Source organism: Pseudomonas sp. GW821-FHT09C10 (assembly GCF_059418085.1).
Map to the genome: position 1 here is coordinate 189,496 of NZ_JBWKPE010000007.1, position 22,691 is coordinate 212,186.

The window sequence follows — 22,691 nt, forward strand, 5'->3', positions numbered from 1 at the left end:
AGACGCTGAACCGTTCAACCGAGCACGTTTGTACAATTTCCAACGCGTCCCTGCCCCTAACCTCACGGCTTTCAATCCCGTAGAAGTGCTGGAGAGTGGGCATGGGCAGCAAAGCAATCAAGGTATCTGTGGCATTGACGCTGCTGGCGAGCGCAATGATGGGCAATGCCTTCGCGGCAACCCCGAGCGTGGCCGTGGCGCCGCAATACGACACCAGCCACGTGTATGTGGCCCCGGCGGATGTGGAGCGTTTCGCCCAGAGTTTCCTCGCCACCTTTGGCGGCAAGAGCACGCCCCAGGTGGTGGTGAACGTGCTGCCGGTGCCGAGCAGTACCACCTCGCAACTGCTGCAGACGCCGGCGGGCACGGTGTCGCTGTTCGGCTTCACCACGCCGATCCCGCACCCCTTCGGCCAGGAGCGCAACGGCTACCTGGTCAAGGACATGGACGCGGCGCTCAACGCCGCGCGAGAAAACGGCGCCGCCGTTATCGTCAGCGACTTCCCGGACCCGATCGGGCGTGACGCCGTGGTGCAATGGCCGGGTGGCGTGAACATGCAGCTCTACTGGCATACCAAGACCCCGGACTACGCGGCATTCCAGACCGTGCCGGAAAACCGCGTGTACCTGTCCACCGATCGCGCTGACGCCTTTATCAAAGCGTTTCTGGGCTTCTCCCACGGCAAGGTCCTGGACGATGACAAACACGCGCCTGGCGTCGATGTGGGTCAGGCCACTGGTACTTACCGTCGCGTCGATATCGAGTCGCCATTCGGGCGCATGGCGGTGCTGGTCACCAACGGCCACCTGCCCTACCCCTTCGGCCACGAGACCACCGGTTACCAAGTGCCTGACCTGACAGCCACGCTGGGCAAGGCCACCGGCTCCGGCGCCAGGGTGTTGGTGCCGGCCTTTGACAGCAAGGGCCGGCGCAGCGCCGTGGTGGAATTCCCCGGCGGCTACGTCGCGGAAATTCACCAGCTCCACGCCGCAAAATGATTCGCCGCACAGGCTGGGGCCTGGCCGTGCTGTGGCCGCTGCTGGTCGGCAGCGCCCACGCCGACGAGCAACCGGCACGACCGGCCATCAAGACCAACCGCTGGCAGGAGGACTGGTCGGTGCTGCGTGACCCGGCGTTGCGCACGCAGCCGCTGGACAGCTTGAAGTACATCCCGCTGTCCAGCGCCAACCCGTTCACCTATTTGTCATTGGGGGCGACGTTGCGCGAGCGCTTCGAGATGAACGATGCCAGTGGTTTTGGGGTGAAGGACGTAAAGCGTGATCGCTACCTGATCCAGCGCTTCCAGGTGCACGCCGACCTGCACTTGAATGAACAATGGCGGCTCTTCACCCAACTCGAAGATGTACGCGCCTACGACAAGACCACGGTCGGCGGCGCCGATCAGAACCGCGTCGATTTGCGCCTGGCCTTTGCCGAATACGTCAACGCCTTTGCCAGCGGCACGCTCAAGGCACGTGTCGGGCGCCAGGACTTCGCCTTCGACCTGCAGCGTTTCATCTCATCGCGGGATGGCCCGAATGTGCGGCAATCATTCGATGCGCTGTGGGCCGATTGGGAGACGCCCAACTGGCGCTTTATCGGGATTGCCAGCCAGCCGGTGCAGTATCAGGACGAGCGGCACTTCGACGACACATCCAACCGTGACGCGCGCTTCCACATGCTGCGGGTCGAGCGGCTGGTGGCCGGCAAGAATGAGCTGTCGGCCTACTATGGCGTGTACGAACGCAGTGCCGCGCACTATCTGGATGCGGACGGCGATGAAACCCGCCATCTGTTCGACGCACGCCTGGGCGGTGCGGCCCTGGGGTTCGACTGGGACATCGAAGCCATGCTGCAAAGCGGCTCGGTGGGCAGCAAGGATATTCGCGCCTGGGCCGGCGGCAGCCGCACGGGGTACACCTTCGAGAGCCTGGCGTGGAAGCCGCGCATCGGCCTGCAACTGGACATCGCCTCGGGCGACCGCAAGACCGGGGACGGCACCGTCGGCACGTTCAACCCGCTGTTCCCCAACGGCTACTATTTTTCCCTGGCCGGCTATACGGGCTACAGCAACCTGATCCACGTCAAACCGTCGATCACCGTCAAGCCCATCGACAAACTCAGCGTGCAGGCCGCCGTCGGCCTGCTGTGGCGCCAGACCACCAGCGACGCGGTGTACACCCAGCCGAACCTGCCCGTCGCCGGCACCGCAGGCCAGGGTGAACGCTGGACCGGTGCCTATGGTCAGCTGCGTACCGACTATGTGTTTACGCCAAACCTCACCGGCGCGGTTGAAGCGGTGCACTACGCCGTGGGCCGCACCTTGCGCGATGCCGGCGGCGATGACAGCAATTACCTGGGGGTCGAGCTCAAGTTCAGTTGGTGACCCCAGGCAAGCACACCCGTACAAGCCCCCGGCCCGGTTTCGGGCAATAGTGAGGCTGGTTTTTCAGTTCCTCAATCAAGGAGTTTTCCATGAGCACATTCGTTGCCAAAGACGGTACCCAGATCTACTTCAAGGATTGGGGCAGCGGTAAGCCCGTGCTGTTCAGCCACGGCTGGCCGCTGGATGCCGACATGTGGGAATACCAGATGGAATACCTCAGCAGTCGTGGCTTTCGCACCATCGCGTTTGACCGCCGTGGCTTTGGCCGCTCGGACCAGCCCTGGACCGGCAACGACTACGACACCTTCGCCGATGACATCGCGCAGTTGATCGAACACCTGGACCTCAAGGACGTGACCCTGGTGGGCTTCTCCATGGGCGGCGGCGACGTCGCCCGCTACATCGCACGCCACGGCAGTGCGCGCGTGGCCGGCCTGGTGCTGCTGGGCGCAGTGACGCCGATCTTCGGCCAGAAACCCGATTACCCCCAGGGCGTGCCGCTCGACGTATTCGCAGGCTTCAAGGCCGAGCTGCTGAAGGATCGCGCGCAATTCCTCAGCGATTTCAACACGCCGTTCTATGGCATCAACAAAGGCCAGAAGGTCTCCGTTGGCGTGCAGACCCAGACCCTGCAAGTCGCCCTGCTCGCCTCCCTCAAGTCCACGGTCGATTGCGTCACGGCGTTCTCGGAAACCGACTTCCGCCCGGACATGGCCAGGATCGACGTGCCGACCCTGGTGATCCACGGTGACGGCGACCAGATCGTGCCGTTCGAGACCACCGGCAAGGTGGCGGCCGAGATGATCAAGGGCGCCGAGCTGAAGGTGTACAAGGATGCGCCCCACGGTTTTGCCGTGACCCACGCTCAGGCCTTGAATGAAGACCTTCTGGCGTTCCTGAAACGCTGAAACACCCGCTCCTTTGGCCGGCACGCCACTCCCCTGTAGGAGCGAGCTTGCTCGCGAAGATCGTCAACGATGACGCAGTAAATCAGATTTCACGCGTCGCTCTAGAGTTCTTCGCGAGCAAGCTCGCTCCTACAGGGGGTTGGTTTACCCGGCCTTTTTTTCCAGTGCCAGGCGCCCTGGTCCGGCAATCAGGATGCTGGTGAAAATGATCAACAGCAGCCAGCCGAATTGCCCTTCCAGCAGCGTCCACTCCGGATGCACCACCACCATCGCAATCAACAGCACCGCCAGAATCGGCAGGCACGCCAGGCGCACCAGCACCCCGGCGATGATCAGCAGCGGGCACAGCACTTCGGCGAAAATCGCCAGCAGCAAGGTGACATGGGCGCCGAGGTGAAACGGGTCTTCGATCAGCTTCAACTGCTCGCTGTAGTTGAGCAATTTGGGCAAGCCATGCACCCATAGCAGGAACAGCGCCCCGCTGCCTCGCAGAAACAACAGCCCCAGGTCCTGGTGTCTTGATTCGTTCATATGCGCTCCGGTGGGTTGACACGTTATCGACCTCGATTGTGTCCACAGAGCGGTACGCACGCTTGCAACCGTGTGCTGACCTCACTCCCCGGTGCCGGCAAACCCCGCGACGATTTCATCGATCACCGCCCGCACCCGTGCGGTGTGGCGCAGGTCGGCGTGGGTCACCAGCCAGACGTCGTAGGGCAACGGCCGCGTGCGCTCCGGCCACAGGCGCACCAGCCCGTCGCGCTCGCCGGTGAGGATCGGGATTTCGCCGATGCCGATCCCGGCGGCGATGGAGCGGCGCACCAACAGGCTGGAACTCAGGGCGGCGACGATGCGCCCACGGCCCAGGGGTTCCGAGACCAGGGTCATGTCCTTCTGGGTTTGCAGGTACGGTTGATAGACCACAAGATCATGCCCTTCAAACAGGCTGCCCGGCTCCGGCGTACCCTGGCGATCGATATAGGCCTGGGACGCAAACAACCCCACCGGCCAGCGCGCGAGACGCCGGGCGATCAGGTCGGGGCTGTCCGGGCGGGTGTTGCGCACGGCGATGTCGGTCTCGCGTTTGGCCAGGCTCAGGAACTGGGTAGACGCGTCGAGCTGCACGCGCACATCCGGGTGCTGGACGTGCAGGCGCGCAATCGCCGGGATCAGGAAGTCGATGGCCAGGGAGTCGGTGGTGCTGACCCGTACGGTGCCGGTCAGGCGGTCATCCAGGCCCTGGATCTGGCGTTCCAGTTCCAGGGCCGAGCGTTCCATTTTTTCCACCGAGTGCAGGGCGGCCTCGCCGACGGCGGTCAGGGCGTAGCCTTCGGAGGTGCGCAGGAACAGCGTGGCACCCAGGGACTTTTCCAGGGCGTTGACCCGCCGCCCGACTGTGGCCTGGTCGACCCCCAATACCCGTGCGGCCCCGCGCAGCGTCGACTCGCGGCAGACCGCCAGGAACACCCGTGCATCATCCCAATTCATGCGGCCTCCTTATGCTGCATATCTGCATCACAGCGACGTGTATTCGCTGCATTATTGCATCCAGAAACCTGGATATGCTGGGCACCAGAGAAAAATACCCAGGACCGCCATCATGCTCGACACTCACGCCCCACCCCGCCGCTCCGTGTGGCTGCCGATCTTCGCAGGCCTGTGCGCCAGCCTGGTCAGCATCGGCCTGGCGCGCTTTGCCTATACGCCGTTGATTCCGTCGCTGATCCAGGCCCACTGGTTCAGCGCCAATGACGTGGTGTACCTCGGTGCCGCCAACCTGGTGGGTTACCTGATCGGCGCGCTGATCGGGCGGCCCATTGCCCAGCGCACCTCGAACAGGACCGCGCTGCGCATCATGATGGTGGCGGTGACCCTGGCGTTCTTCGCCTGTGGCTTCCCGCTGTCGGTGGTGTGGTTCTTCGCTTGGCGGCTGCTGTCGGGGATTGCCGGTGGCGCAATCATGGTGCTGGTGGCGGCGACCGTGTTGCCCCATGTTCCGGCAGCGCGACGAGGCTTGGCCAGCGGTGCGATTTTCCTCGGCATCGGCCTGGGCATCGCCGGTTCCGGCACGCTGGTGCCGCCGCTGCTGAGCCTGGGCTTGCAGCAGACCTGGTTCGGCCTCGGCCTGCTGGCCGTGGTGTTGACCGCCGCCAGCTGGTTCGCCTGGCCTGCGGGCACGCTGCATGAAGACGCGCCGCCATCCGGCGCGGCCGTAGCAACGCCTTCCGGCGTGTACCTGCTGTTCGCCCAATACGCCTTTATGGCCGCGGGGCTGGTACCGGCGATGGTGTTCCTGGTGGATTACGTGGCCCGTGGCCTGGGGGCCGGGGCGCATATCGGCGCGATGATCTGGGTGATGTACGGCCTGGGGTCGATTGTCGGGCCGGTCACCTACGGGTTCCTGGCAGACAAACTGGGGGCGCGCTTGAGCATCCGCGTGGTGCTGGTGGTGCAGGCGATTGCCGTCGGTGCGTTGCCGTTTGCCGGCTCGTTGACTGGCCTGGCGGTACTCGCGGTGATCCTCGGTTCTTTCCCGCCGGGCATCGTGCCGTTGGCGCTGGCGCGGGTGCACGAACTGCTCCCCGACCATCATCAGCAGCAGGTCGCGTGGAGCCGTGCCACGGTGTCCTTTGCGACTTTCCAGGCGCTCTCGGGGTTTGCCTATTCCGCCCTGTTCAACGTCAGCGGAGGCCAGCATGCACTGTTGTTCCTGATCGCCGCCGGGGCGATAGTGGTCGCCCTGGCCCTGGAGCCGGGCATGCGCCTGCTGAACCGCCGGCCGTCCGACGCGGTCCCAACCCATACGCTCATCGCTGCAGGTAATCTGAAATGACGCTTCCCAAAGAAATGACCCTGATCGAAATCACCACCCCCGGTGGCCCCGAGGTGCTGCAACCACGCCGGGCAGATGTACCGGTGGCGGCCCCCGGCGAGATCCTGATTCGCGTGCATGCGGCCGGTGTGAATCGCCCCGACGCCCTGCAACGCGCCGGCAAGTACCCGATGAAACCCGGCATGAACCCGCTGCCTGGCCTGGAAGTGGCGGGCGAAGTCGCCGCGCTGGGCGACGGCGTGACCGAATACGCCGTGGGCGATAAGGTCTGTGCCCTGACCAATGGCGGCGGCTATGCGCAGTTCTGCACGGTGCCCGCCAGCCAGGCGCTGCCGATTCCTGAAGGCATGGACTGGATTCAAGCCGCTGCCGTGCCGGAAACCTTCTTCACCGTGTGGGCCAACCTGTTCGGCCTCGGCGATGCCCACACCGGCCAGCGCGTGCTGATCCACGGCGGCACCAGCGGCATCGGTACGACCGCGCTGATGCTGTGCCGCGAATTTGGCATCCAGGCCTTCGCCACCGCCGGCAGCGCCGACAAATGCGCAGCCATCGCCCAACTGGGCGGCGAGCCGATCAATTATCGCGAGCAGGATTTTGCCGAGGTCATCGCGCAACAGACCAACGGCCAGGGCGTGGATGTGATCCTCGACATCATGGGCGGCTCGTATCTGAACAACAACCTCAAGGCCCTGGCCATGGACGGCCACCTGGTGATGCTGGGTTTCCTCGGCGGCGCCAAGGCCAACGACGTCGACCTGTTGAGCATCCTCGGCAAGCGCGCGGTGATTACCGGCTCACTGTTGCGTGCGCGCAGCAAGGCTGAAAAAGCCGCGATTGCCGAACAGTTGCGCGAGTACATCTGGCCGGTACTGGAGGCCGGGCGTTGCCTGCCGATCATCGACAAGGTCTACGAATACACCGACGCCGCCCAGGCCCATGCGCGGATGGAAGGTGGGGACCATATCGGCAAGATTGTGTTGCGGGTGGAGTAACCAGCAGGCAACACAAAGCAAATGTGTGAGGCGCAAGCAGTAACCTGTAGTGAGCGGGCTTGCCCCGCGCTGGGCTGCGAAGCAGCCCCAAACACAGCCCCGGAGCTGCCTGACACACTGCAGCGCTCTTATTGGGGCTGCTTCGCAACCCAGCGCGGGGCAAGCCCGCTCACCACAAAAAGCCCGCTCACCACAGTGATAGTGTTCCTTCTTAAATGGCTGGCATCAGGGCAAGCCCCCTCCCACATTGACCGCGCTCTTACTCGGAGTAGGTGGGGTAGTCGATGTAGCCCACCTCACCGCCACCATACATCCCCTCTTCCCGCAGCGGGTTCAACGGCCAGCCCTTGAATAGCCGTTGCGGCAGGTCCGGGTTGGCAATGAACGGCCGTCCGAACGCAATCAAATCCGCCAGCCCGGCGTCCACCAGTTTCGCGCCGCGTTCAGCGGTGTAGCGACCGGCGTAGATAATGCGACCGCTGAAGGTGCTGCGCACGGCTTCACGGAAGCTGTCGGGCAGCACGGGGGCGTTGTCCCAGTCCGCTTCGGCGATGGACACGTAGGCGATGCCCGACTGTTCCAGCACCTTGATCGCTTCGATGTAGGTGTGGTGCGGGTCTTCTTCCACCAGGCCGATGTACACACGGTCCTGGTCGGTGCCGCTGAACAACGGCGAAAACCGCACGCCCAGGCGCTCCGGCCCGACCACCTTGCTGACGGCTTCGACGATCTCGCGCAAAAAGCGCAGGCGATTGTGCAGCGAACCACCGTACTCATCGTCGCGCTGGTTGGCATGGGCCGAGATGAACTGGTTGACCAGGTAACCGTTGGCCGAATGAATTTCCACGCCGTCAAACCCGGCGTCCAGCGCATTGCGTGCGGCCTGGGCGTAGTGCCCGACCAATTCTTCAATCTCGAGCACGCTCAAGGCGCGAGGCACCGGCGGTTGCTTCAATTCACCTGTGCCAGGCCCGGTCTCGATAAAGGCCTTGGCTTGCTGGGCTTGAATCGCCGACGGTGCCACCGGTGCGGCGCCGTCAGGCTGCAAGGCGTTATGGGACACACGGCCCACATGCCACAACTGGGCAAAGATCACCCCGCCTTCGGCATGCACCGCGTCGGTGACCTTGCGCCAGCCGTCAATCTGCGCCGGGGTGTAGATGCCCGGCGTCCAGGCATAACCCTGGCCACGGGGTTCGATCTGGGTGCCTTCGCTGACCATGAAACCGGCCGTAGCGCGCTGGCGGTAATACTCGGCCATCAGGTCGGTGGCGATATCGCCAGGCTGGGCGCTGCGCTGGCGTGTCAACGGTGGCAGCACGATACGGTTGTTCAAGGTGTGATGACCCAGTTTGACCGGGGTACTTAAAACGCTGTTAGTCATTGGGGTATTCCAAATTCGAGACGAGCAAACCCATTGGCGACTGTTGCAAGTCGCCAATGAATGAAAGGGTTAATTAACTTACGCGGTGAGTTTGAGCAGCGCCTTGGCCACGTCACTGGAACTGGCAGGGTTCTGCCCAGTGATCAGCAAACCATCTTCGAGCACGAAGGATTGCCAGTCGGCGCCCTTCTGATAGTTGCCGCCCAGTGCCTTGAAATCATCTTCAATCAGGAACGGCACCACCTCGGTCAGGCCCACCGCCGCTTCTTCCGAGTTGGAGAAGCCGGTGACGCGACGGCCCTTGACCAGCGGCTCGCCATTGACCGCCTTGACGTGGCGCAAGGCGCCCGGTGCGTGGCAGACAAAGCCGATGGGCTTGCCGGCACGCTCGAAGGACTCAATCAGGGCAATGGACACCGGCGACTCTGCCAGGTCCCACAGCGGGCCGTGGCCGCCTGGGTAGAACACGGTGTCGAAATCGTCAGCGTTGACCGTGTCCAGCTTGACCGTGCTGGCCAGGGCCTGTTGCGCGGCAGGGTCGGCGGCAAAGCGGCGAGTCTGCTCGGTTTGCGCGTCGGGCGCGTCACTCACCGGGTCCAGGGGCGGCTGGCCACCGGCCGGGGAAGCCAGCACCAGTTCGGCGCCGGCGTCCTTGAACACGTAATAGGGTGCGGCAAATTCTTCGAGCCAGAAGCCGGTCTTGCGGCCGGTGTCGCCAAGCTGGTCGTGAGAGGTCAGTACCATTAATACTTTCATTTTCCAGTGCCTCGATCAGTGAATGTCAGTGTGTCCAGGGCAACCCAACAGCTGTCGGGTCAGCAGCAACGCCTCCTCGAAAGGCGCAGATGTCCGGGTGATCTTGCTCATCACGCTGGTCCCCAGCCACAGCGCGTACAGGCGCCGGGCCAGGCTTGCAGGGGCTTGGTCGACAGTCAGGGAACCGTCCTCAAGGCCGCGCTGTATGGCGATGGCGAGTAAATCGATGGTGCGCGACGTGCCACGTTCCAGCGCCAGGCGCATGGGCTCTGAAAGGTCTGACACCTCCGCACCCAGTTTGACGGCAAGGCATTTGCCCGCATCGGTGCAACCGGTCTGGTTGTCGATCCAGGCCTGCCAATAACGCATCAACTTGGCCTGCTGGGATAAACCGGGTTGGTCGAACAGTTGCTGCATGCCGTGCACGTAGTTGTCGAAGTAGGTGTCGAGCAACACGACACCGAAGCCATCCTTGGAGTTGAAGTAGTGATAGAACGAGCCTTTAGGCACCTCGGCGGCTTGCAGTATTTCGTTCAAGCCCACCGCAGAAAATCCTTTACGGCCAACAATCAACTGCGCCGTGTCGAGAATGGTCTGCCGTGCACTTTTAGTTTCGCTGCTCATGCTTCACTCCGTCCGATTAGACCAGTCGTCTAGTTCGTTGAGGGAATGTTAGGGGCCGCGCCAACCCCTCACAATGTCATATGCGCAAGGATTCCGGACATGACCCGAAGTCGGTTGCCGTTTTCCCGGCAGCCGCCGACAATCCACCCTCCCACGCCCCTGGAGACATGCGATGCACAGCGTTGCGCTGATGGTTTACCCGAACTTCCAATCCCTGAGCCTCAGCCTGGGCTCGGTGTTCGAGTGCGCGAACCTGCTGCGTGGAGAGCCTGCCTATGAGTTTCACCTGGTGTCGGAAAGCGGCGGCGCGGTGATGACGTCCCAGGGCTTTTCGGTGAACACCTCGCCCCTGCGGCCCCAAGGCTATGACACGCTGATCGTCAGCGGTTACCTGGAGTTTCGCCTGCCGGAGGCCAACCTGCTGGCACTGGTCAAGGCCGCCTCGGCTCAATCGCGGCGTGTCGCCTCGCTGTGCATGGGCATCTTCGTGCTGGCCGAGGCCGGTTTGCTCGACGGCAAACGCACCACCACCCACTGGATCCACGCGCCGGCCTTTCGCAAGCGCTACCCGGACATCCGCCTGGAAGAAGACAAGCTGTTTATCGTCGACGGCCAGGTATGGACCGGCGCCGGCATGAGTGCCGGGGTGGACATGGCGCTGGCCATGGTGGAGAACGACCTGGGCAGCGACCTCGCCCGGCGCATTGCGCGCAAGCTGGTGATCGCCCAGCGTCGGGGCAGCGAGCAATCGCAGTTGTCTGCACTGTTGGAGCTGGACCCCAAGTCCGACCGTGTGCAACTGGCCCTGGCCTACGCCCGCGAAAACCTCACCCATGACCTGTCGGTGGACGCCCTGGCCGAGGTGGCCCGGCTGAGCCCGCGCCAGTTCAGCCGGGTATTTCGCGAAGAAACCGGGCAGACGCCGGCCAAGGCCATCGAATCCCTGCGGGTGGAAGCCGCACGGGCGATGATGGAAACCAGCCGTCACCCGGTGGAAGTGGTGGCCCGCGAAACCGGGTTCGGTGATCGCGAGCGCATGCGCCAGGCGTTTCTAAGGGCGTTCGGGCAGCCGCCCCAGGCGATGCAGCACACCTTTAATGCAACACCGCCCGCGTAACCAGGTAACTCATCAACTGCGGGTCATCCGCCAGTTCAAGGGCCTGCACCGGGCGCGGCAGGTTATCCAGCACCGTACGCCAGAACGCCTGGGACACTTCGTCCTGGTCATAAAACCGCACCAGCCAATCCGCCTCGCCGCTGCACAACACCTGGGTGGCGATGGCGCGGCCGATGCCTTTGCGACGATAACGCTTGAGGATAAACAGGTCGGCCAGTTCCAGGGCGTCGACACCCGGCAACTCGCTGCCCTCGATCAGCAGGAAGCCGGCGATATAACCGTCCACCAGCAACAGGTTGGCGCTCCAGTGCGGGTCTTGCCAGTAGCGGTTCAGGTGCTGGTCATGGATGTAGAAACGGCCGTCCGCCTCGACATCTTCCTGCTCCCAGTCCGACGATTCATAGGCGTAGTACTGGTAGAGATTGCGGATCAGCTCGGCTTCTTCGGGGCCGGTCTGGATCAATTCCACGGTGGTTTCAGGCATGGGGCTCTCGGTCAAAAAACGCAGGGCGCCATTGTTCACAAAACCTCGGCGCAGTCCAATAGCTCCGCGAACCTTTCTACTTGCTGAACCGATTGCAAATAGCGGCGAGCCCTGCCGAAGCGCTGAAACATTTCGAATAAACTCCGCCGGCTCGCCACTTTTTCAAGGACACGCACTTTGACCAACGTCTGTACCGCCGGCCTGGATGTGGGCTTCGCCTCCCTGGATTACCTGCAGATCTTTATCCTGGGCGTGATCCAGGGCATTACCGAATTGTTGCCGGTCTCCTCCACCGCCCATATGCGTGTGGTGCCCGCCCTGCTCGGCTGGCAAGACCCCGGCTCGGCGTTTTCGGCGGCCATGCAGCTTGCGGCACTGGCGGCGGTGGTCAGTTACTTCTGGCGCGATGTGCGCCAAGTGACCACGGGCAGCATCGGCGCGGTGCGCCGGGGCGACTACAACGATCCATGGTTCAAGCTCGCGGTGGCGATTGTGTTGGCGACCATTCCGATCGGGATCGCCGGCCTGGCCTTGTCGTCGACCCTGAACGCCTGCAATTCGCCGTTGCGCGGGCTGCTGGTGATCGGTATTTCCTGCGTGGTAATGGCGGTGCTGCTGGCGGCGGCCGAGCTGCGTGCCCGGCATACCCGCGAGGTCAGCCAGATGCGTCTGCGGGATGCGCTGATCGTCGGGGTCGCGCAGATCGGCGCGTTGATTCCGGGCGTATCGCGTTCCGGCTCGACCCTCACCGCGGCCCTGTTCCTCAACTTCAAACGCGAAGAAGCCGCGCGCTTTTCCTTCCTGCTGGGCCTGCCCGCCATCGCCCTCGCCGGTTTGAAGGAGCTGTGGGTGCTGCTGCATGCCGATATGCCCGCCCATGCCTGGCCGCATTTGTTGTTCGGGCTGGTGGTGGCCAGCGTCTCGGCGTTCTTCGCGATCTGGGGCCTGATGAAGTTCCTCGAGCGGTTCTCCACCTGGCCGTTTGTGATCTATCGCGCGCTGCTGGGGGTGTTCCTGATTGTGTCGGTCAGTACCGGGTTGCTGGGTTGATATAACACCCCGTCTCAACCCGGCATGAATCTCATGTGGGAGGGGGCTTGCCCCGATGAGGGCGTGTCAGTTAATGCATCTTTAACTGACCCACCGCCATCGGGAGCAAGCCCCCTCCCACATTTGAACTGCTTTGCTTTACAGCCCGCCCGTACGCTCCGCCAGTGCTTCGAGCAGGTCGGCCGATGGCACGAAAAACAACCCGCCGGTGACCGCCGTGCTGAAGTCGAGCAAGCGGTCGTAGTTGCCTGCCGGGCGGCCGACGAACATGTTTTCCAGCATCTGCTCCAGCGGCTGCGGCGAGCGTGCGTAGCCGATGAAGTAGGTGCCGAACTCCCCGGCCCCCGGGCGGCCGAAGGGCATGTTGTCGCGCAGGATTTTCACTTCTTCGCCGTTCTCGTCGGTGATCACGGTCAGGGCGCTGTGGGCATTGCTCGGCTTGGCGTCTTCGCCTAACTCGATATCCGACAGCTTGGTGCGCCCGATCACCTTCTCCTGGGCTTCCACCGTCAGGCCGTTCCAGGCGGTCATGTTGTGCAGGTATTTCTGCACCAGCACGTAGCTGCCGCCTTCGAATTCGGGGTCTTCGTCGCCAACGATAGTGAAGCCCACGGCCTTGCGCCCCACCGGGTTCTCGGTGCCGTCGACAAAGCCGATGATGCTGCGCATGTCGAAGTAGCGGAAACCCTGGACTTCATCCACCACCTTCACGCTATCGCCCAGCGCTGTCATCAGTTGGGTGGCGAGTTCAAAGCACAGGTCCATCTGCTCGGCGCGGATATGCAGCAGGATGTCGCCGGGCGTCGACACCGCCATGCGCCCTTCTACACCGAACTCCCGAAACGGGTGCAACGCCGCCGGGCGCGGCGTGCCGAACAAGCGGTCCCAGGCATCCGAACCAAAGCCGCAGACGCAGGTGAGGTTGCCCGCCGGCACGCGCTTGCCCACCGAACGCACCAGCCCGGCGATGTCTGCGCACCAGGCGCGCACGCCGTCTTCACTGCCGGGGGCGATGGTGGCGACCATAAAGATCGCGCTGCTGGTGATCGGGTGGCAGACGGACTGCGGTTCAAGAGGCGGCTGAACGGAGGAAGTCGGCATGGGGCAAATCCAGGCTAAGGGCGGGAGTGAACCCGCGCAGGTTAGCAGATCATTTCCGGCACGCCTGCCACACGTCGCGAATCAACGCCTTGAGCTGCAACGCCTCGGCCCAGCGATCACTGATTTCACGCCCATCGGCGCCGGTGATGGCATAGGGCGGCGGGCCCAGTTCGCAGGTGAAGGACAGGCTGTGCGGGGTCTCGGGGCGGGCCAGCCAGTCTTCGATCCCGTAACGCCACCACGCGGTAAAGCGCTGCACCCAGGCCTGGTGCTGGGGGAACGCCAGCGACACCTGCACCTGTTCGCTGCTGGCCACACGGCCATGAAAGCCCCAGCTGTGGCGCAGGATCGTGCGGATCTGCTCGTCGTCTTCGGCGGCGCCGGGCTCGGGCAGCTCGCGGCCGACCACGTAGTGAGACAGGTCGGCCAGCAGCTTCAAATCGGGCATCTGCGCCAGCAGGTCAAGGGTGAACAGCAGGTCGTTGGTCAGGCGATAGCGGTGGGTTTCCAGCAGCACCGGAAAATCCACCTGCTCGGCCAGGCGCTGCCAGCCTTCGATCAAGCGGGCGGCTTCGGTTTGGGTGCGCGGGCGCACATCGGCTTGCAGGGTGAGGTGGTGGCAGCCGTGGCGGCTGATCACATCCAGTGCCGCCGCCAGGTCGTCGACGCTTTGCGGGAACAACTGGCCTTCGATCTGCAGGCCCCGCGCCGTGGCGGCGGCGTGCAGGCGCGCGACATCGGCGGCTTGCCAGTAGTGATCGGTAATGCCGTCGAAACCGGCGGCCTTGATGCGGTCGAGTTGGGCCTCCAGGGGGCCGGGCTCGGTGTGCATCGCCCAGAGGGATTGGAATACCAGGAGTTGGCGCATATCAGCCTCGCAGCAGGTGTTTGAGGGACACGTCGGGGTCGGCCAGGCTGGCCGCGTTCAGGGCGATGCGCGCGCTGATCAGGCGTTCGCACAGCTTGATGTCCTTGGCCACGCTGTTGCCGGGGCCCCAGCCGCAGGCGCCTTGCAAGCGCTGGTCGGCGTCGAGGTAGAACAGCAACAGACCCGCGCCCGGCAAGGCACGGCTGACGGTCAGCGGCGTGATCACGCCCACGGTCTGCAAGCCCCAGTCGTACTGGTCGGACCAGAAGCCGGGCAGCGCTTCGAACGGCTCATCACGCCCGAGCATGTTCAGTGCGGCATGCCGCCCTTGGGCCTCGGCATTGCGCCAGGTTTCCTGGCGCTGGTACTCGCCGCCGAGGCGAAACTCGCACACGTCACCTGCCGCGTAGATGTCCGGCGCGCTGGTGCGCAGGTGCGCGTCGACGCGAATGCCCTGCCCCACCTCCAGCCCCGCCGCCACGGCCAGCTCGATATTCGGTTGCATGCCGATGCCGACCACCACCAGGTCGCAGGGCAGTAACTGCCCGTCCACCAGTTGCACCGCCTCTGCATGGATCGACTCCAACGCCACATTCAAGCGCACGTCGACACCCTGTTGGCGATGCACCTGCAGCAGCGCTTCGGAGATGACCGGCGCCAGCACCCGGCCCGCCAAGCGCGGCCCGGCTTCGAGCACCGTCACCTCGCAGCCCAGGCCCCGTGCCGTGGCCGCGACTTCCAGGCCGATAAACCCGCCGCCGACAATCACCAGCCGCGCTCCGGGTCGCAACGCGGATTTCAGCGCCAGCGCTTCATCATGGGTGCGCAGGTACAGCACGTTGGCCTGCGCCTGGGGCAAGCGTCGCGCCCTGCCGCCGGTGGCCAGCAACAGGCCGGCGTAGGACAGCCACTGGCCGTCGGCCAATTGCAGGCGGTGTTGCGACGGGTCCAATTGGCTGACCGGGTTACCGGCGATATGTTCGATGCCTAACTCGGCGAGCCGGGCGCTGTCGCACAGGCTGCAGCCGGCCAGGTCCATGCTGCCTTGCAACAGGCCCTTGGAAAGGGGCGGCCGCTCGTAGGGCACGTGCGGTTCGTCGCCGATCAGGATCAGGCGCCCGCTGTAGCCTTCTTCACGCAGGGTCAATGCCGCGCGGCCACCGGCATGGCCGGCGCCGACGATGATCAGGGCTGCGTTCATCATCAAGCCGTGACGGCGAGCAAAACCCGCCCCGCTTCGACCCGCACCGGATAGGTCTTGAGGTTGACGCACACCGGCGCGCCCAGGGCCTTGCCCGAGCGATAATCGAAGCGCCCGTTGTGCTTGGGGCACTCGATCACATGGTCCATCACCAGGCCGTCGGCGAGGTGGATTTTCTCGTGGGTGCACAGGCCGGCGGTGGCGAAAAACTCATTGTCCGCCGAGCGGAACACCGCGTAGGTGTGCGCCCCGTGGTCGAAGCGCAGCACGTCTTCCGCGTCTATTTCGCCCACGGCGCAGACGTCGATCCATTGATCGTTCATGGCGTTTTCTCTTGTTCTTGGGTGGGATTCAGCCGGCAGTGGCTTCTGCATGCATCGGGGCCCTGGCGGCCGGTTCAGCACTGGGGCGGATGGGACGCTGGACGAAGTAAGTCGGATCGCTGCGCTGCTTCCAGATCGTCGGGATGATTTCCCTGTACGCCTCGAACAGGTTGGCGTACGGCGGCGGGCAGTCGCTGCGGATCTCTTCGTGCAATTGCGCCAAGGCGTGGTACGGCACCATCGGGTACATGTGGTGCTCAAGGTGGTAGTTCATGTCCATGTAGATAAAGCGCAGCACGCGGTTCATGTAGATGGTGCGGCAGTTGCTGCGGTGGTCGAGCACATCTTCGGCCAGGCCCACATGCTGGGTGAGGCCGAACACGTAGCCGAGCCAGGCGCCGTAGATACTTGGCAGCCCGACCAGCATCAGCGGCAGCCAGCTGTGCAGGTACAACGCGGTGCAGATCACCAGCGCATAAATGCCGACCCAGATACGCGCGGCGCGGAACACCTTGGGCCACTCGGATTCGGGGATGAAGTCCGCCTCCTGGGCACTCATCTGGCCGATGGCATGGCGCGCCACGCCGCTGAAGGTCTTCCAGGCCAGGGGCAGGTTGAACAGGCTGAGAAACATCATCGGCAGGCTCGGCGGGCGAGGCTCGACGATCTCCGGGTCGCGGCCGACGACGATGGTGTCGGTGTGGTGCCGGGCATGGCTCCAGCGCCACACGTGGGGTTCGAAGATGCACATGAAGCTCGCGACCTGGTACAGCACGTCGTTCATCCAGCGGGTCTTGAACGCGGTGCCGTGGCCGGTTTCGTGCCAGCGCGGGTTGGACGCGGTGCCGTACAGCACGCCATAGGCGAGGAAGAACGGCACGCAGGCCCACGTGCCCCAGAACCAGTAGCCGCCGAAGCCGGTGGCGAACAGTGCACTCACCCACATAGCGGTGTCGAGCAAGGCCGGGCCGTCGCGGCGTTGCATCAGTTCTTTCATGCGTTTACGGGAAATCGGCGATTGGTACCAACTGGCCGAGACCAGGCCTTTTTCCGCCGCGCGGGCGGCTTCGGGACCGGTGAGGCTGTAGTCGCGCCGAGCGGTGTGAGCGGTGTGTTCAGGCATTGTTATTGTTCTCCGCAAGCGAGAGGTTTCAGGTGCTTTGCGAAACCAACGATAGAGCGCGGCTAAATCACCCTCAAGGCCTTGAATCCATTCCCTATCAAGCTATCATCCAGGCCCAGCGGGGCTTGATAGTTTTCTATCAAGACGCTCAAGGGGGCTGTCATGAACAACAATAAACGCCCGACCATCGCCACCGTCGCCGCCCATGCGGGCCTCAGCGTGGCCACCGTCGACCGCGTGCTGAATGCGCGCGCGCCAGTCAATCCGCAAACGGCCGAGCAGGTGTTCCAGGCTGCCGAAGCGGTGGGCTATTTTGCTGCACGGTTGATCGGCCAACGCATACGCGAACGCCGGCCGACCTATCGCTTCGGCATCCTGCTGCTGGGCACCGCCCAGGCGTTCTATGCCCACCTGGCGCAGTCGATCAGCGAGGCGGCGCAGCATCACGCCAGCGCCAACCTGACCTGCCAATTCGACTACATCAACGACCGCACACCCAGCGCCATCGTCGCGCAGATCGAGCAACTGGCCGTGCAGTGCGACGGCCTGGCGGTGGTCAGCTTCGCCCACCCGCTGATCAACGCCTGCCTGGCGCAGATCCGCGAGGCCGGCGTGCCGGTGGTGGCACTGCTCTCGGATATTCATGAGCAAGCCCTTGAACCCTACGTGGGCCAGGACAACCACGTGGTCGGGCGCACCATGGGCTGGCTGCTAGCCCGCACCTGCGGCGCCCGCAAAGGCAGCGTGGGGATCCTGCTCGGCGGCCATCGCTTCCTCGGGCACCAGGCACGGGTCGAAGGCCTGCACAGCTACCTCGCCGAACACGCCCCCGGCCTCAAACCGCTGGAGCCGCTGATCAACCTGGACAACTGCGACATCACCGAAGAAGCCACCCTCGACCTGCTCACCCGCCACACCGACCTGCGCGGCCTGTGTGTGGTGGGCGGCGGCGGCGACGGCATCATCAGCGCCCTCGCGCAACTGCCCAAGCGCCCGGCGTTGTGCTGCATTTTGCAGGAGTCCACGGCGCTGTCACGCCAGGCGCTGAGCCAGGGGTTGATCGATGTGGTGATGGATTCCCAGCCCAGGCAGACGGCGAACGCGCTGGTGCAGTTGCTGGTGGAATTGCAGAGTGCCGAGGGGTTTGATCCGGAGCGGCATCGGGTGTATATCGCGCCGCAGATTGTGACGTCGGAGAACATGTGTGCCTGATACATGGAGATCAAAATGTGGGAGGGGGCTTGCCCCCGATGGCGGTGGATCAGTTAAGTAGATGTCAACTGACACTCCGTTATCGGGGCAAGGGTATCTACGCAACTTTTCAGACCCTGACAAATCTCCCTGTGGCGAGCGGGCTTGTCCCGCGTTGGGCTGCGCAGCAGCCCCAGTCAAGAAGATCGCGGTGTATCAGACACTCTGTAGAGGCTGGTTTTGGGGCTGCTGCGCAGCCCAGCGCGGGACAAGCCCGCTCACCACGACAGCCCTATCTGCCGCGCTTTCAGCGTTGAGCCAACGTTGTGTAGATACCTATGGCTATCGGGGGCAAACCCCCTCCCGCATTTCGACCTTACGCGCCGCGAAAATCTGCGGCACTCAGCCCGAATCGACTCATCTTGTTGTACAGCCCACCCCGGGACACGTTCAGTTGCCGGGCGGCCAGGCGGATGTTGCCGCCGGTGCTTTTGAGGGCGGCGACGATGGCATGCATTTCGTGGCTGCTCAGGTCCTGGGCGGGCTGAGGTTCGTGGTGGCGCAGCGTAGCGCGCGGTCTGGTTTCCAGGGGTAGATCGGCCGCCTGGATCAGTTCGCCCGTCGCCAGGTTGGTGGCGCGTTCGATGCTGTTTTCCAACTCGCGCACATTGCCTGGCCAGCCGTAGGCCGAGAGCAATTCCAGCGCATCCGGGGCAAAGCCCTGCACCGCTTTACGCAGCGAACGAGCACAGCGGGTGAGGAAGTGCCGCGCCAGCAACGGGATGTCTTCACGGCGCATGCGCAGCGGCGGTACGGTCAGGTTCAGGACGTTGAGTCGGTAGTAGAGGTCTTCACGGAACGCCCCTTCGGCCACTGCCTGGCTGAGGTTGCGGTGGGTAGCGGCGATGATCCTTACGTCCACGGGCCGTGAGCTTTTCGCGCCGACGCGGGTGATCTCGCCTTCCTGCAACACACGCAACAGGCTGACCTGAGCGTCGAAGGACATATCGCCGATCTCATCCAGAAAAATGGTGCCGCCATCCGCCAGTTCAAACTTGCCCGCCGACCCGCCCCGGGCCGAGCCGGTAAACGCGCCTTCGACGTGCCCGAACAGCTCGCTCTGCACCAGGTCCCGTGGGATCGCGCCGCAGTTGACCGCCACGAACGGGCCGTTGGCGCGGTCGCTGGCGTTGTGGATGGCCTGGGCGAACAGCTCCTTGCCGGTGCCGCTTTCGCCGAGGATCAGGGTGGTGGATTCACTGCGACTGGCGATGCGTCCCAGGTGCAGCGCGTCCTGGATCGCCCGCGACGTGCCCTGGATGGTATCGAAGGTGTAGCGCGCCTGGGTGCTGATGATGCGCCGGGTGATTTCACGGATGCGGCGGTTCTCGCGCAGGGACACGATCACCCCGCCCTGCTCCAGCGGGCACACCGAGACCAGGCAGGCGAGCTGGCTGCGGTCGTGCAGGTGGAAGGTGCAATCGAGGTCACGCACCGGCTCACCGCCGCGTAAAAGCATGGCGTCACTCAACTCACTGCGGCCCAGGCGCTGGAAGGGGCTGCCGATCAGCTCCAGCCCCACCCTGAACAGTTGCCGGGCATAACGGTTGAGCGCCTTGATGCAGCCACGCTCATCGAGCACCACCAGGCCTTCGTTAAGCACTTCGAGCACGGTTTGCTGCTCTTCCAACAGCGCTTGCAAGGCCATCTGGCGGGAGACCGCTTCGGCAGCCGCTTGTACGGTACCGAGGGTGTGAAAATGAAACCAGCCGGGTTCGGCGGTGAGGGTCAGCATCGCCAGGGTCTGGCCCTGGGCATTCCTGATTGGCGCGGCGGCGCAGTGCATGCGGCGTTGGCGCAGGCCGCTGCCGAAGTTCTCCTCGGCCAGCACGTAAACCAGGCGGTCTTCGGCCAGGGCCAGGCCGGTGCAGTTGGTGCCCTGGACCGATTCGAGCAGGCGGCTGCCGACGGGGGTGATGTCCAGCCCGCAGAAATACAGGGTGGTGCCGTCGGCGTCGGTGAGGTTGATATGCCCTCGCGGGTTATAGGCCAGCAAACCATGCATGACCTGCGCAGCGGCGGCGATCAGGACGCGGTGGGTGGCCAGGGTGGCAGCAAGGTCGTGGGGCGCCACAAAGCGGTACTGGCTGTCATCCGGGTCGATACCCGCCTCGACACTGCGGCGCCAGGAATCCCAGATCACCTGCCGCACCTCGGCCGGGCGCTGCACCTGCCCGGCCAGGCACGCGTGCCACGCCTGTTCCAGCGCAGCCACGGGGCCGTCGTTCAGCGCCGCAGGCCCCAGGGCTGTCAGGTAGTCGAGGTCTTGTACGCTGAACGCCATGCTCATCGGGCAGTATCCATGTTCATGTTTTTGACATGTCAGTATAGGCATGTCATCAGAATGAACATATTTTGTTTATTGTATTTTATAAAGCCTTAATTATCAGACACTTATAAATTGGCATAACCTTTGCTCCGACCCCTTTGCCAGTCAGGGCTGTCCTGCGGCCAACAATAAAAAGGGGTCATTTCATGAGTACACAGAACATCCGCCTGGGCTTGATCGGTGCAGGTCGCATGGGCAGCTTCCACGGCCTGACCGCTGCGCGACACATCCCCGGCGCGAGCCTCGCCGCCATTGCCGACCCCACTCCCGGCCAAGCCGCACGCCTGGCGGCCGAACTGGGAGTAGCCAAGGTTTACACCGACCCGCAACAGCTGCTCGACGACCCGGACATTGACGGCGTCCTCATCGCCGCCCCCGCCCGCAGCCACGCCGAACTGGTGATCAGCGCCGCCCGTGCCGGCAAGGGGATCTTCTGCGAAAAACCCATGGCCATCACCCTCGACGAAGCCGACCGCGCCATTGCCGCCGCGGCCGATGCGCGCGTGCCGCTGCAGGTCGGTTTCAATCGGCGTTTCGCCAAGAGCTTCCGTACGGCCCACCTCGACGTGGCGGCCGGCCGCATCGGCACGCCGCAGTTGTTGCGCTCGCTGACCCGCGACCCGGCACTCAACAACCCGGCCAATTCGCCGCAATGGGTGATCTTCCTGGAAACCCTGATCCACGACTTCGACACCCTGCGCTACCTCAACCCCGGTGCCGAAGCGGTGCAGGTGTATGTGATGGCCGACGCACTGATCGCGCCGGAGTACAAAAGCAAAGGCTTCCTCGACACCGCCGTGGTCGCGATCCGCTTCGACAACGGCGCCATCGCCACCGCCGAGGCCAACTTCCAGGCGGTGTACGGCTACGACGTGCGCGGCGAAGTGTTCGGCAGCGCCGGCATGCTGAGCATGGGCAGCCTCAACGACTCCGACCTGGTGCGCTACCTGGCCGAGGGCATCCAGGCCGACACCCAGCGCATGGACACCGACCTGCTGCGCGACGCCTACATCGCCGAACTCAACCACTTTGTCGACTGCCTGCGCAGCGGCGCCAAGCCCATGGCCAGTGGTGAAGACGCGCGCGCCGCCCTGGCGATCGCCCGCGCCTGTATCGAGTCGTTCCAGACCGGCAAGGCCGTGGCCGTGCAGGGAGCCCGCTGATGAGCCCGTTCAAACTGGCGATCAGTGCCGAGATGGTGTTTCTCGACCTGCCCTTCGTCGAGCGCGTGAAGCGCATCCATGCACTGGGTTTCAGTGCCGAAATCTGGAACTGGACCAATAAAGACATCAGCGCCCTGGCCGCCACCGGCGCCGATTTCACTTCGATGACCGGCTATATCAGCGGCACCCTCACCGACCCCGACGGCATCCGCCAACTGCTCGACAGTGCGCGCGAATCCATCGGCGTCGCCGAGCGCCTGAACTGCCCCAGCCTCAACCTGCACGGCACCGGACTCGGTGACGGCGGCCTGCCGGTGCAGCCCGTGGGCCAGACCACCGGGCGCATGTGGCTGAGCGCGTGCAAGGCGCTGGAAAAGATCGCGCGCCTGGGCGAAGACGCCGGCCGCGTGTTCCTGCTGGAAAACCTCAACACCGAGGTCGACCACCCCGGCACCCCGTTCGCCCGCGCCGACGACACCCTGGCACTGATCGAAGCCGTGGGCAGCCCGCACCTGAAGATGAACCTGGACCTGTACCACGCGCAGATCGGCGAAGGAAACCTGATCGAGCTGATCCAGCGCGCAGGCAGCGCCATCGGTGAAATCCAGGTGGCCGACGTGCCCGGACGCCAGGAGCCCGGCACCGGCGAAATCCACTACCCGGCCATAGCCAGGGCCCTGCACGCCATGGGTTACAACGGCGTGGTCGGCCTCGAAGGCTGGGCCAGCGGCGACAGCGAGTTGGCCCTGGAGCGTTTCCGTCAAGCGTTCACCCTATAACAATAAAAGGAACACC

Annotated in this window: 21 protein-coding genes and 1 pseudogene; 10 read left to right on the forward strand and 12 right to left on the reverse strand. The window is 64.1% G+C overall.

Annotation, left to right across the window (positions count from 1 at the left end; genetic code table 11):
* Positions 1–101: 101 nt before the first annotated feature.
* The 3 genes from AC07OT_RS15665 to AC07OT_RS15675 all read left to right on the forward strand — a co-directional run bounded on the left by AC07OT_RS15665 (position 102) and on the right by AC07OT_RS15675 (position 3,294).
* Complete coding sequence (locus AC07OT_RS15665) at positions 102–998, forward strand: VOC family protein (RefSeq protein ID WP_495108444.1); 897 nt, start codon at positions 102–104, stop codon at positions 996–998.
* Positions 995–2,386, forward strand: a complete 1,392-nt coding sequence (locus AC07OT_RS15670) for an alginate export family protein (RefSeq protein WP_495108445.1) — start codon at positions 995–997, stop codon at positions 2,384–2,386. The genes AC07OT_RS15665 and AC07OT_RS15670 overlap by 4 nt, the downstream gene beginning before the upstream one ends.
* Positions 2,387–2,475: 89 nt before the next feature.
* The gene (locus AC07OT_RS15675; protein ID WP_495108446.1) at positions 2,476–3,294 is read left to right on the forward strand and encodes an alpha/beta fold hydrolase; all 819 of its coding nucleotides are present in this window, start codon (positions 2,476–2,478) and stop codon (positions 3,292–3,294) included.
* A gap of 144 nt (positions 3,295–3,438) precedes the next feature.
* On the opposite strand, the gene AC07OT_RS15680 is transcribed toward AC07OT_RS15675, so the two are convergent.
* Positions 3,439–3,825, reverse strand: a complete 387-nt coding sequence (locus AC07OT_RS15680; RefSeq protein WP_053128802.1) for a DoxX family protein — start codon at positions 3,823–3,825, stop codon at positions 3,439–3,441.
* An 81-nt stretch (positions 3,826–3,906) separates the two neighbouring features.
* Positions 3,907–4,782 (reverse strand): LysR family transcriptional regulator, encoded by an 876-nt coding sequence (locus tag AC07OT_RS15685; protein WP_098479784.1) that lies wholly within the window; start codon positions 4,780–4,782, stop codon positions 3,907–3,909.
* Between the two features lie 112 nt (positions 4,783–4,894).
* On the opposite strand from AC07OT_RS15685, the gene AC07OT_RS15690 reads away from it, so the two are divergent.
* The gene (locus tag AC07OT_RS15690; protein WP_495108447.1) at positions 4,895–6,127 is read left to right on the forward strand and encodes a YbfB/YjiJ family MFS transporter; all 1,233 of its coding nucleotides are present in this window, start codon (positions 4,895–4,897) and stop codon (positions 6,125–6,127) included.
* Entirely contained in the window at positions 6,124–7,122 is a 999-nt protein-coding gene (locus AC07OT_RS15695; protein WP_495108448.1) for an NAD(P)H-quinone oxidoreductase, read from the forward strand. The genes AC07OT_RS15690 and AC07OT_RS15695 overlap by 4 nt, the downstream gene beginning before the upstream one ends.
* Before the next feature lie 259 nt (positions 7,123–7,381).
* Here the strand turns inward: AC07OT_RS15695 and AC07OT_RS15700 are convergent, their stop codons facing one another.
* The 3 genes and pseudogenes from AC07OT_RS15700 to AC07OT_RS15710 form a co-directional block, all read right to left on the reverse strand.
* The gene (locus AC07OT_RS15700; RefSeq protein ID WP_115488561.1) at positions 7,382–8,506 is read right to left on the reverse strand and encodes an alkene reductase; all 1,125 of its coding nucleotides are present in this window, start codon (positions 8,504–8,506) and stop codon (positions 7,382–7,384) included.
* A gap of 78 nt (positions 8,507–8,584) precedes the next feature.
* A complete protein-coding gene (locus AC07OT_RS15705; RefSeq protein WP_027607567.1) occupies positions 8,585–9,262 on the reverse strand; it encodes a type 1 glutamine amidotransferase domain-containing protein in 678 nt (225 codons plus the stop codon).
* Positions 9,259–9,886: pseudogene (locus tag AC07OT_RS15710) on the reverse strand (TetR/AcrR family transcriptional regulator). Before AC07OT_RS15710 ends, AC07OT_RS15705 begins: the two are co-directional and overlap by 4 nt.
* Positions 9,887–10,058: 172 nt before the next feature.
* On the opposite strand from AC07OT_RS15710, the gene AC07OT_RS15715 reads away from it, so the two are divergent.
* Complete coding sequence (locus AC07OT_RS15715) at positions 10,059–11,003, forward strand: GlxA family transcriptional regulator (RefSeq protein WP_027607569.1); 945 nt, start codon at positions 10,059–10,061, stop codon at positions 11,001–11,003.
* Here AC07OT_RS15715 and AC07OT_RS15720 read toward each other — a convergent pair.
* A complete protein-coding gene (locus tag AC07OT_RS15720; protein WP_141157413.1) occupies positions 10,981–11,487 on the reverse strand; it encodes a GNAT family N-acetyltransferase in 507 nt (168 codons plus the stop codon). The two genes, AC07OT_RS15715 and AC07OT_RS15720, sit on opposite strands and share 23 nt — an antisense overlap.
* A 177-nt stretch (positions 11,488–11,664) precedes the next feature.
* Here AC07OT_RS15720 and AC07OT_RS15725 point away from each other — a divergent pair, with 177 nt between their 5' ends.
* Positions 11,665–12,537 carry an undecaprenyl-diphosphate phosphatase gene (locus tag AC07OT_RS15725; RefSeq protein ID WP_108574877.1) on the forward strand — a complete coding sequence of 291 codons (873 nt, stop codon included), beginning with the start codon at positions 11,665–11,667 and terminating at the stop codon, positions 12,535–12,537.
* A 138-nt stretch (positions 12,538–12,675) separates the two neighbouring features.
* Here the strand turns inward: AC07OT_RS15725 and AC07OT_RS15730 are convergent, their stop codons facing one another.
* The 5 genes from AC07OT_RS15730 to AC07OT_RS15750 are packed head-to-tail and all read right to left on the reverse strand — an operon-like array spanning position 12,676 to position 17,153.
* Positions 12,676–13,638: a Dyp-type peroxidase gene (locus AC07OT_RS15730; protein ID WP_141157412.1), complete on the reverse strand. Its 963-nt coding sequence runs from the start codon at positions 13,636–13,638 to the stop codon at positions 12,676–12,678.
* Between the two features lie 49 nt (positions 13,639–13,687).
* Positions 13,688–14,506, reverse strand: coding sequence for a sugar phosphate isomerase/epimerase family protein (locus AC07OT_RS15735; protein ID WP_495108449.1), 819 nt, complete (start codon positions 14,504–14,506; stop codon positions 13,688–13,690).
* Between the two features lies 1 nt (position 14,507).
* The gene (locus AC07OT_RS15740) at positions 14,508–15,707 is read right to left on the reverse strand and encodes an NAD(P)/FAD-dependent oxidoreductase (protein WP_495108450.1); all 1,200 of its coding nucleotides are present in this window, start codon (positions 15,705–15,707) and stop codon (positions 14,508–14,510) included.
* 2 nt (positions 15,708–15,709) lie between these two features.
* A complete protein-coding gene (locus tag AC07OT_RS15745) occupies positions 15,710–16,030 on the reverse strand; it encodes a MocE family 2Fe-2S type ferredoxin (protein WP_027607575.1) in 321 nt (106 codons plus the stop codon).
* A 28-nt stretch (positions 16,031–16,058) separates the two neighbouring features.
* A complete protein-coding gene (locus AC07OT_RS15750) occupies positions 16,059–17,153 on the reverse strand; it encodes a fatty acid desaturase family protein (protein WP_495108451.1) in 1,095 nt (364 codons plus the stop codon).
* 162 nt (positions 17,154–17,315) lie between these two features.
* On the opposite strand from AC07OT_RS15750, the gene AC07OT_RS15755 reads away from it, so the two are divergent.
* Entirely contained in the window at positions 17,316–18,365 is a 1,050-nt protein-coding gene (locus AC07OT_RS15755; protein WP_495108452.1) for a LacI family DNA-binding transcriptional regulator, read from the forward strand.
* Between the two features lie 355 nt (positions 18,366–18,720).
* On the opposite strand, the gene AC07OT_RS15760 is transcribed toward AC07OT_RS15755, so the two are convergent.
* The gene (locus AC07OT_RS15760; RefSeq protein WP_495108453.1) at positions 18,721–20,694 is read right to left on the reverse strand and encodes a sigma-54 interaction domain-containing protein; all 1,974 of its coding nucleotides are present in this window, start codon (positions 20,692–20,694) and stop codon (positions 18,721–18,723) included.
* 185 nt (positions 20,695–20,879) lie between these two features.
* On the opposite strand from AC07OT_RS15760, the gene AC07OT_RS15765 reads away from it, so the two are divergent.
* Together AC07OT_RS15765 and AC07OT_RS15770 are read left to right on the forward strand one after the other, a co-directional pair.
* On the forward strand, positions 20,880–21,896 hold the full coding sequence (locus AC07OT_RS15765; protein ID WP_495108454.1) for a Gfo/Idh/MocA family oxidoreductase: 1,017 nt from the start codon (positions 20,880–20,882) through the stop codon (positions 21,894–21,896).
* The gene (locus AC07OT_RS15770; protein ID WP_027607580.1) at positions 21,896–22,675 is read left to right on the forward strand and encodes a TIM barrel protein; all 780 of its coding nucleotides are present in this window, start codon (positions 21,896–21,898) and stop codon (positions 22,673–22,675) included. Before AC07OT_RS15765 ends, AC07OT_RS15770 begins: the two co-directional genes overlap by 1 nt.
* Positions 22,676–22,691 lie beyond the last annotated feature (16 nt).

Bases quoted from the DNA above. Each gene is read 5' to 3' on its own strand.
- AC07OT_RS15665 (WP_495108444.1), top strand. From the start codon at position 102: ATGGGCAGCAAAGCAATCAAGGTATCTGTGGCATTGACGCTGCTGGCG.
- AC07OT_RS15670 (WP_495108445.1), top strand. From the start codon at position 995: ATGATTCGCCGCACAGGCTGGGGCCTGGCCGTGCTGTGGCCGCTGCTG.
- AC07OT_RS15675 (WP_495108446.1), top strand. From the start codon at position 2,476: ATGAGCACATTCGTTGCCAAAGACGGTACCCAGATCTACTTCAAGGAT.
- AC07OT_RS15680 (WP_053128802.1), bottom strand. From the start codon at position 3,825: ATGAACGAATCAAGACACCAGGACCTGGGGCTGTTGTTTCTGCGAGGC.
- AC07OT_RS15685 (WP_098479784.1), bottom strand. From the start codon at position 4,782: ATGAATTGGGATGATGCACGGGTGTTCCTGGCGGTCTGCCGCGAGTCG.
- AC07OT_RS15690 (WP_495108447.1), top strand. From the start codon at position 4,895: ATGCTCGACACTCACGCCCCACCCCGCCGCTCCGTGTGGCTGCCGATC.
- AC07OT_RS15695 (WP_495108448.1), top strand. From the start codon at position 6,124: ATGACGCTTCCCAAAGAAATGACCCTGATCGAAATCACCACCCCCGGT.
- AC07OT_RS15700 (WP_115488561.1), bottom strand. From the start codon at position 8,506: ATGACTAACAGCGTTTTAAGTACCCCGGTCAAACTGGGTCATCACACC.
- AC07OT_RS15705 (WP_027607567.1), bottom strand. From the start codon at position 9,262: ATGAAAGTATTAATGGTACTGACCTCTCACGACCAGCTTGGCGACACC.
- AC07OT_RS15715 (WP_027607569.1), top strand. From the start codon at position 10,059: ATGCACAGCGTTGCGCTGATGGTTTACCCGAACTTCCAATCCCTGAGC.
- AC07OT_RS15720 (WP_141157413.1), bottom strand. From the start codon at position 11,487: ATGCCTGAAACCACCGTGGAATTGATCCAGACCGGCCCCGAAGAAGCC.
- AC07OT_RS15730 (WP_141157412.1), bottom strand. From the start codon at position 13,638: ATGCCGACTTCCTCCGTTCAGCCGCCTCTTGAACCGCAGTCCGTCTGC.
- AC07OT_RS15735 (WP_495108449.1), bottom strand. From the start codon at position 14,506: ATGCGCCAACTCCTGGTATTCCAATCCCTCTGGGCGATGCACACCGAG.
- AC07OT_RS15740 (WP_495108450.1), bottom strand. From the start codon at position 15,707: ATGAACGCAGCCCTGATCATCGTCGGCGCCGGCCATGCCGGTGGCCGC.
- AC07OT_RS15745 (WP_027607575.1), bottom strand. From the start codon at position 16,030: ATGAACGATCAATGGATCGACGTCTGCGCCGTGGGCGAAATAGACGCG.
- AC07OT_RS15750 (WP_495108451.1), bottom strand. From the start codon at position 17,153: ATGCCTGAACACACCGCTCACACCGCTCGGCGCGACTACAGCCTCACC.
- AC07OT_RS15755 (WP_495108452.1), top strand. From the start codon at position 17,316: ATGAACAACAATAAACGCCCGACCATCGCCACCGTCGCCGCCCATGCG.
- AC07OT_RS15760 (WP_495108453.1), bottom strand. From the start codon at position 20,694: ATGAGCATGGCGTTCAGCGTACAAGACCTCGACTACCTGACAGCCCTG.
- AC07OT_RS15765 (WP_495108454.1), top strand. From the start codon at position 20,880: ATGAGTACACAGAACATCCGCCTGGGCTTGATCGGTGCAGGTCGCATG.
- AC07OT_RS15770 (WP_027607580.1), top strand. From the start codon at position 21,896: ATGAGCCCGTTCAAACTGGCGATCAGTGCCGAGATGGTGTTTCTCGAC.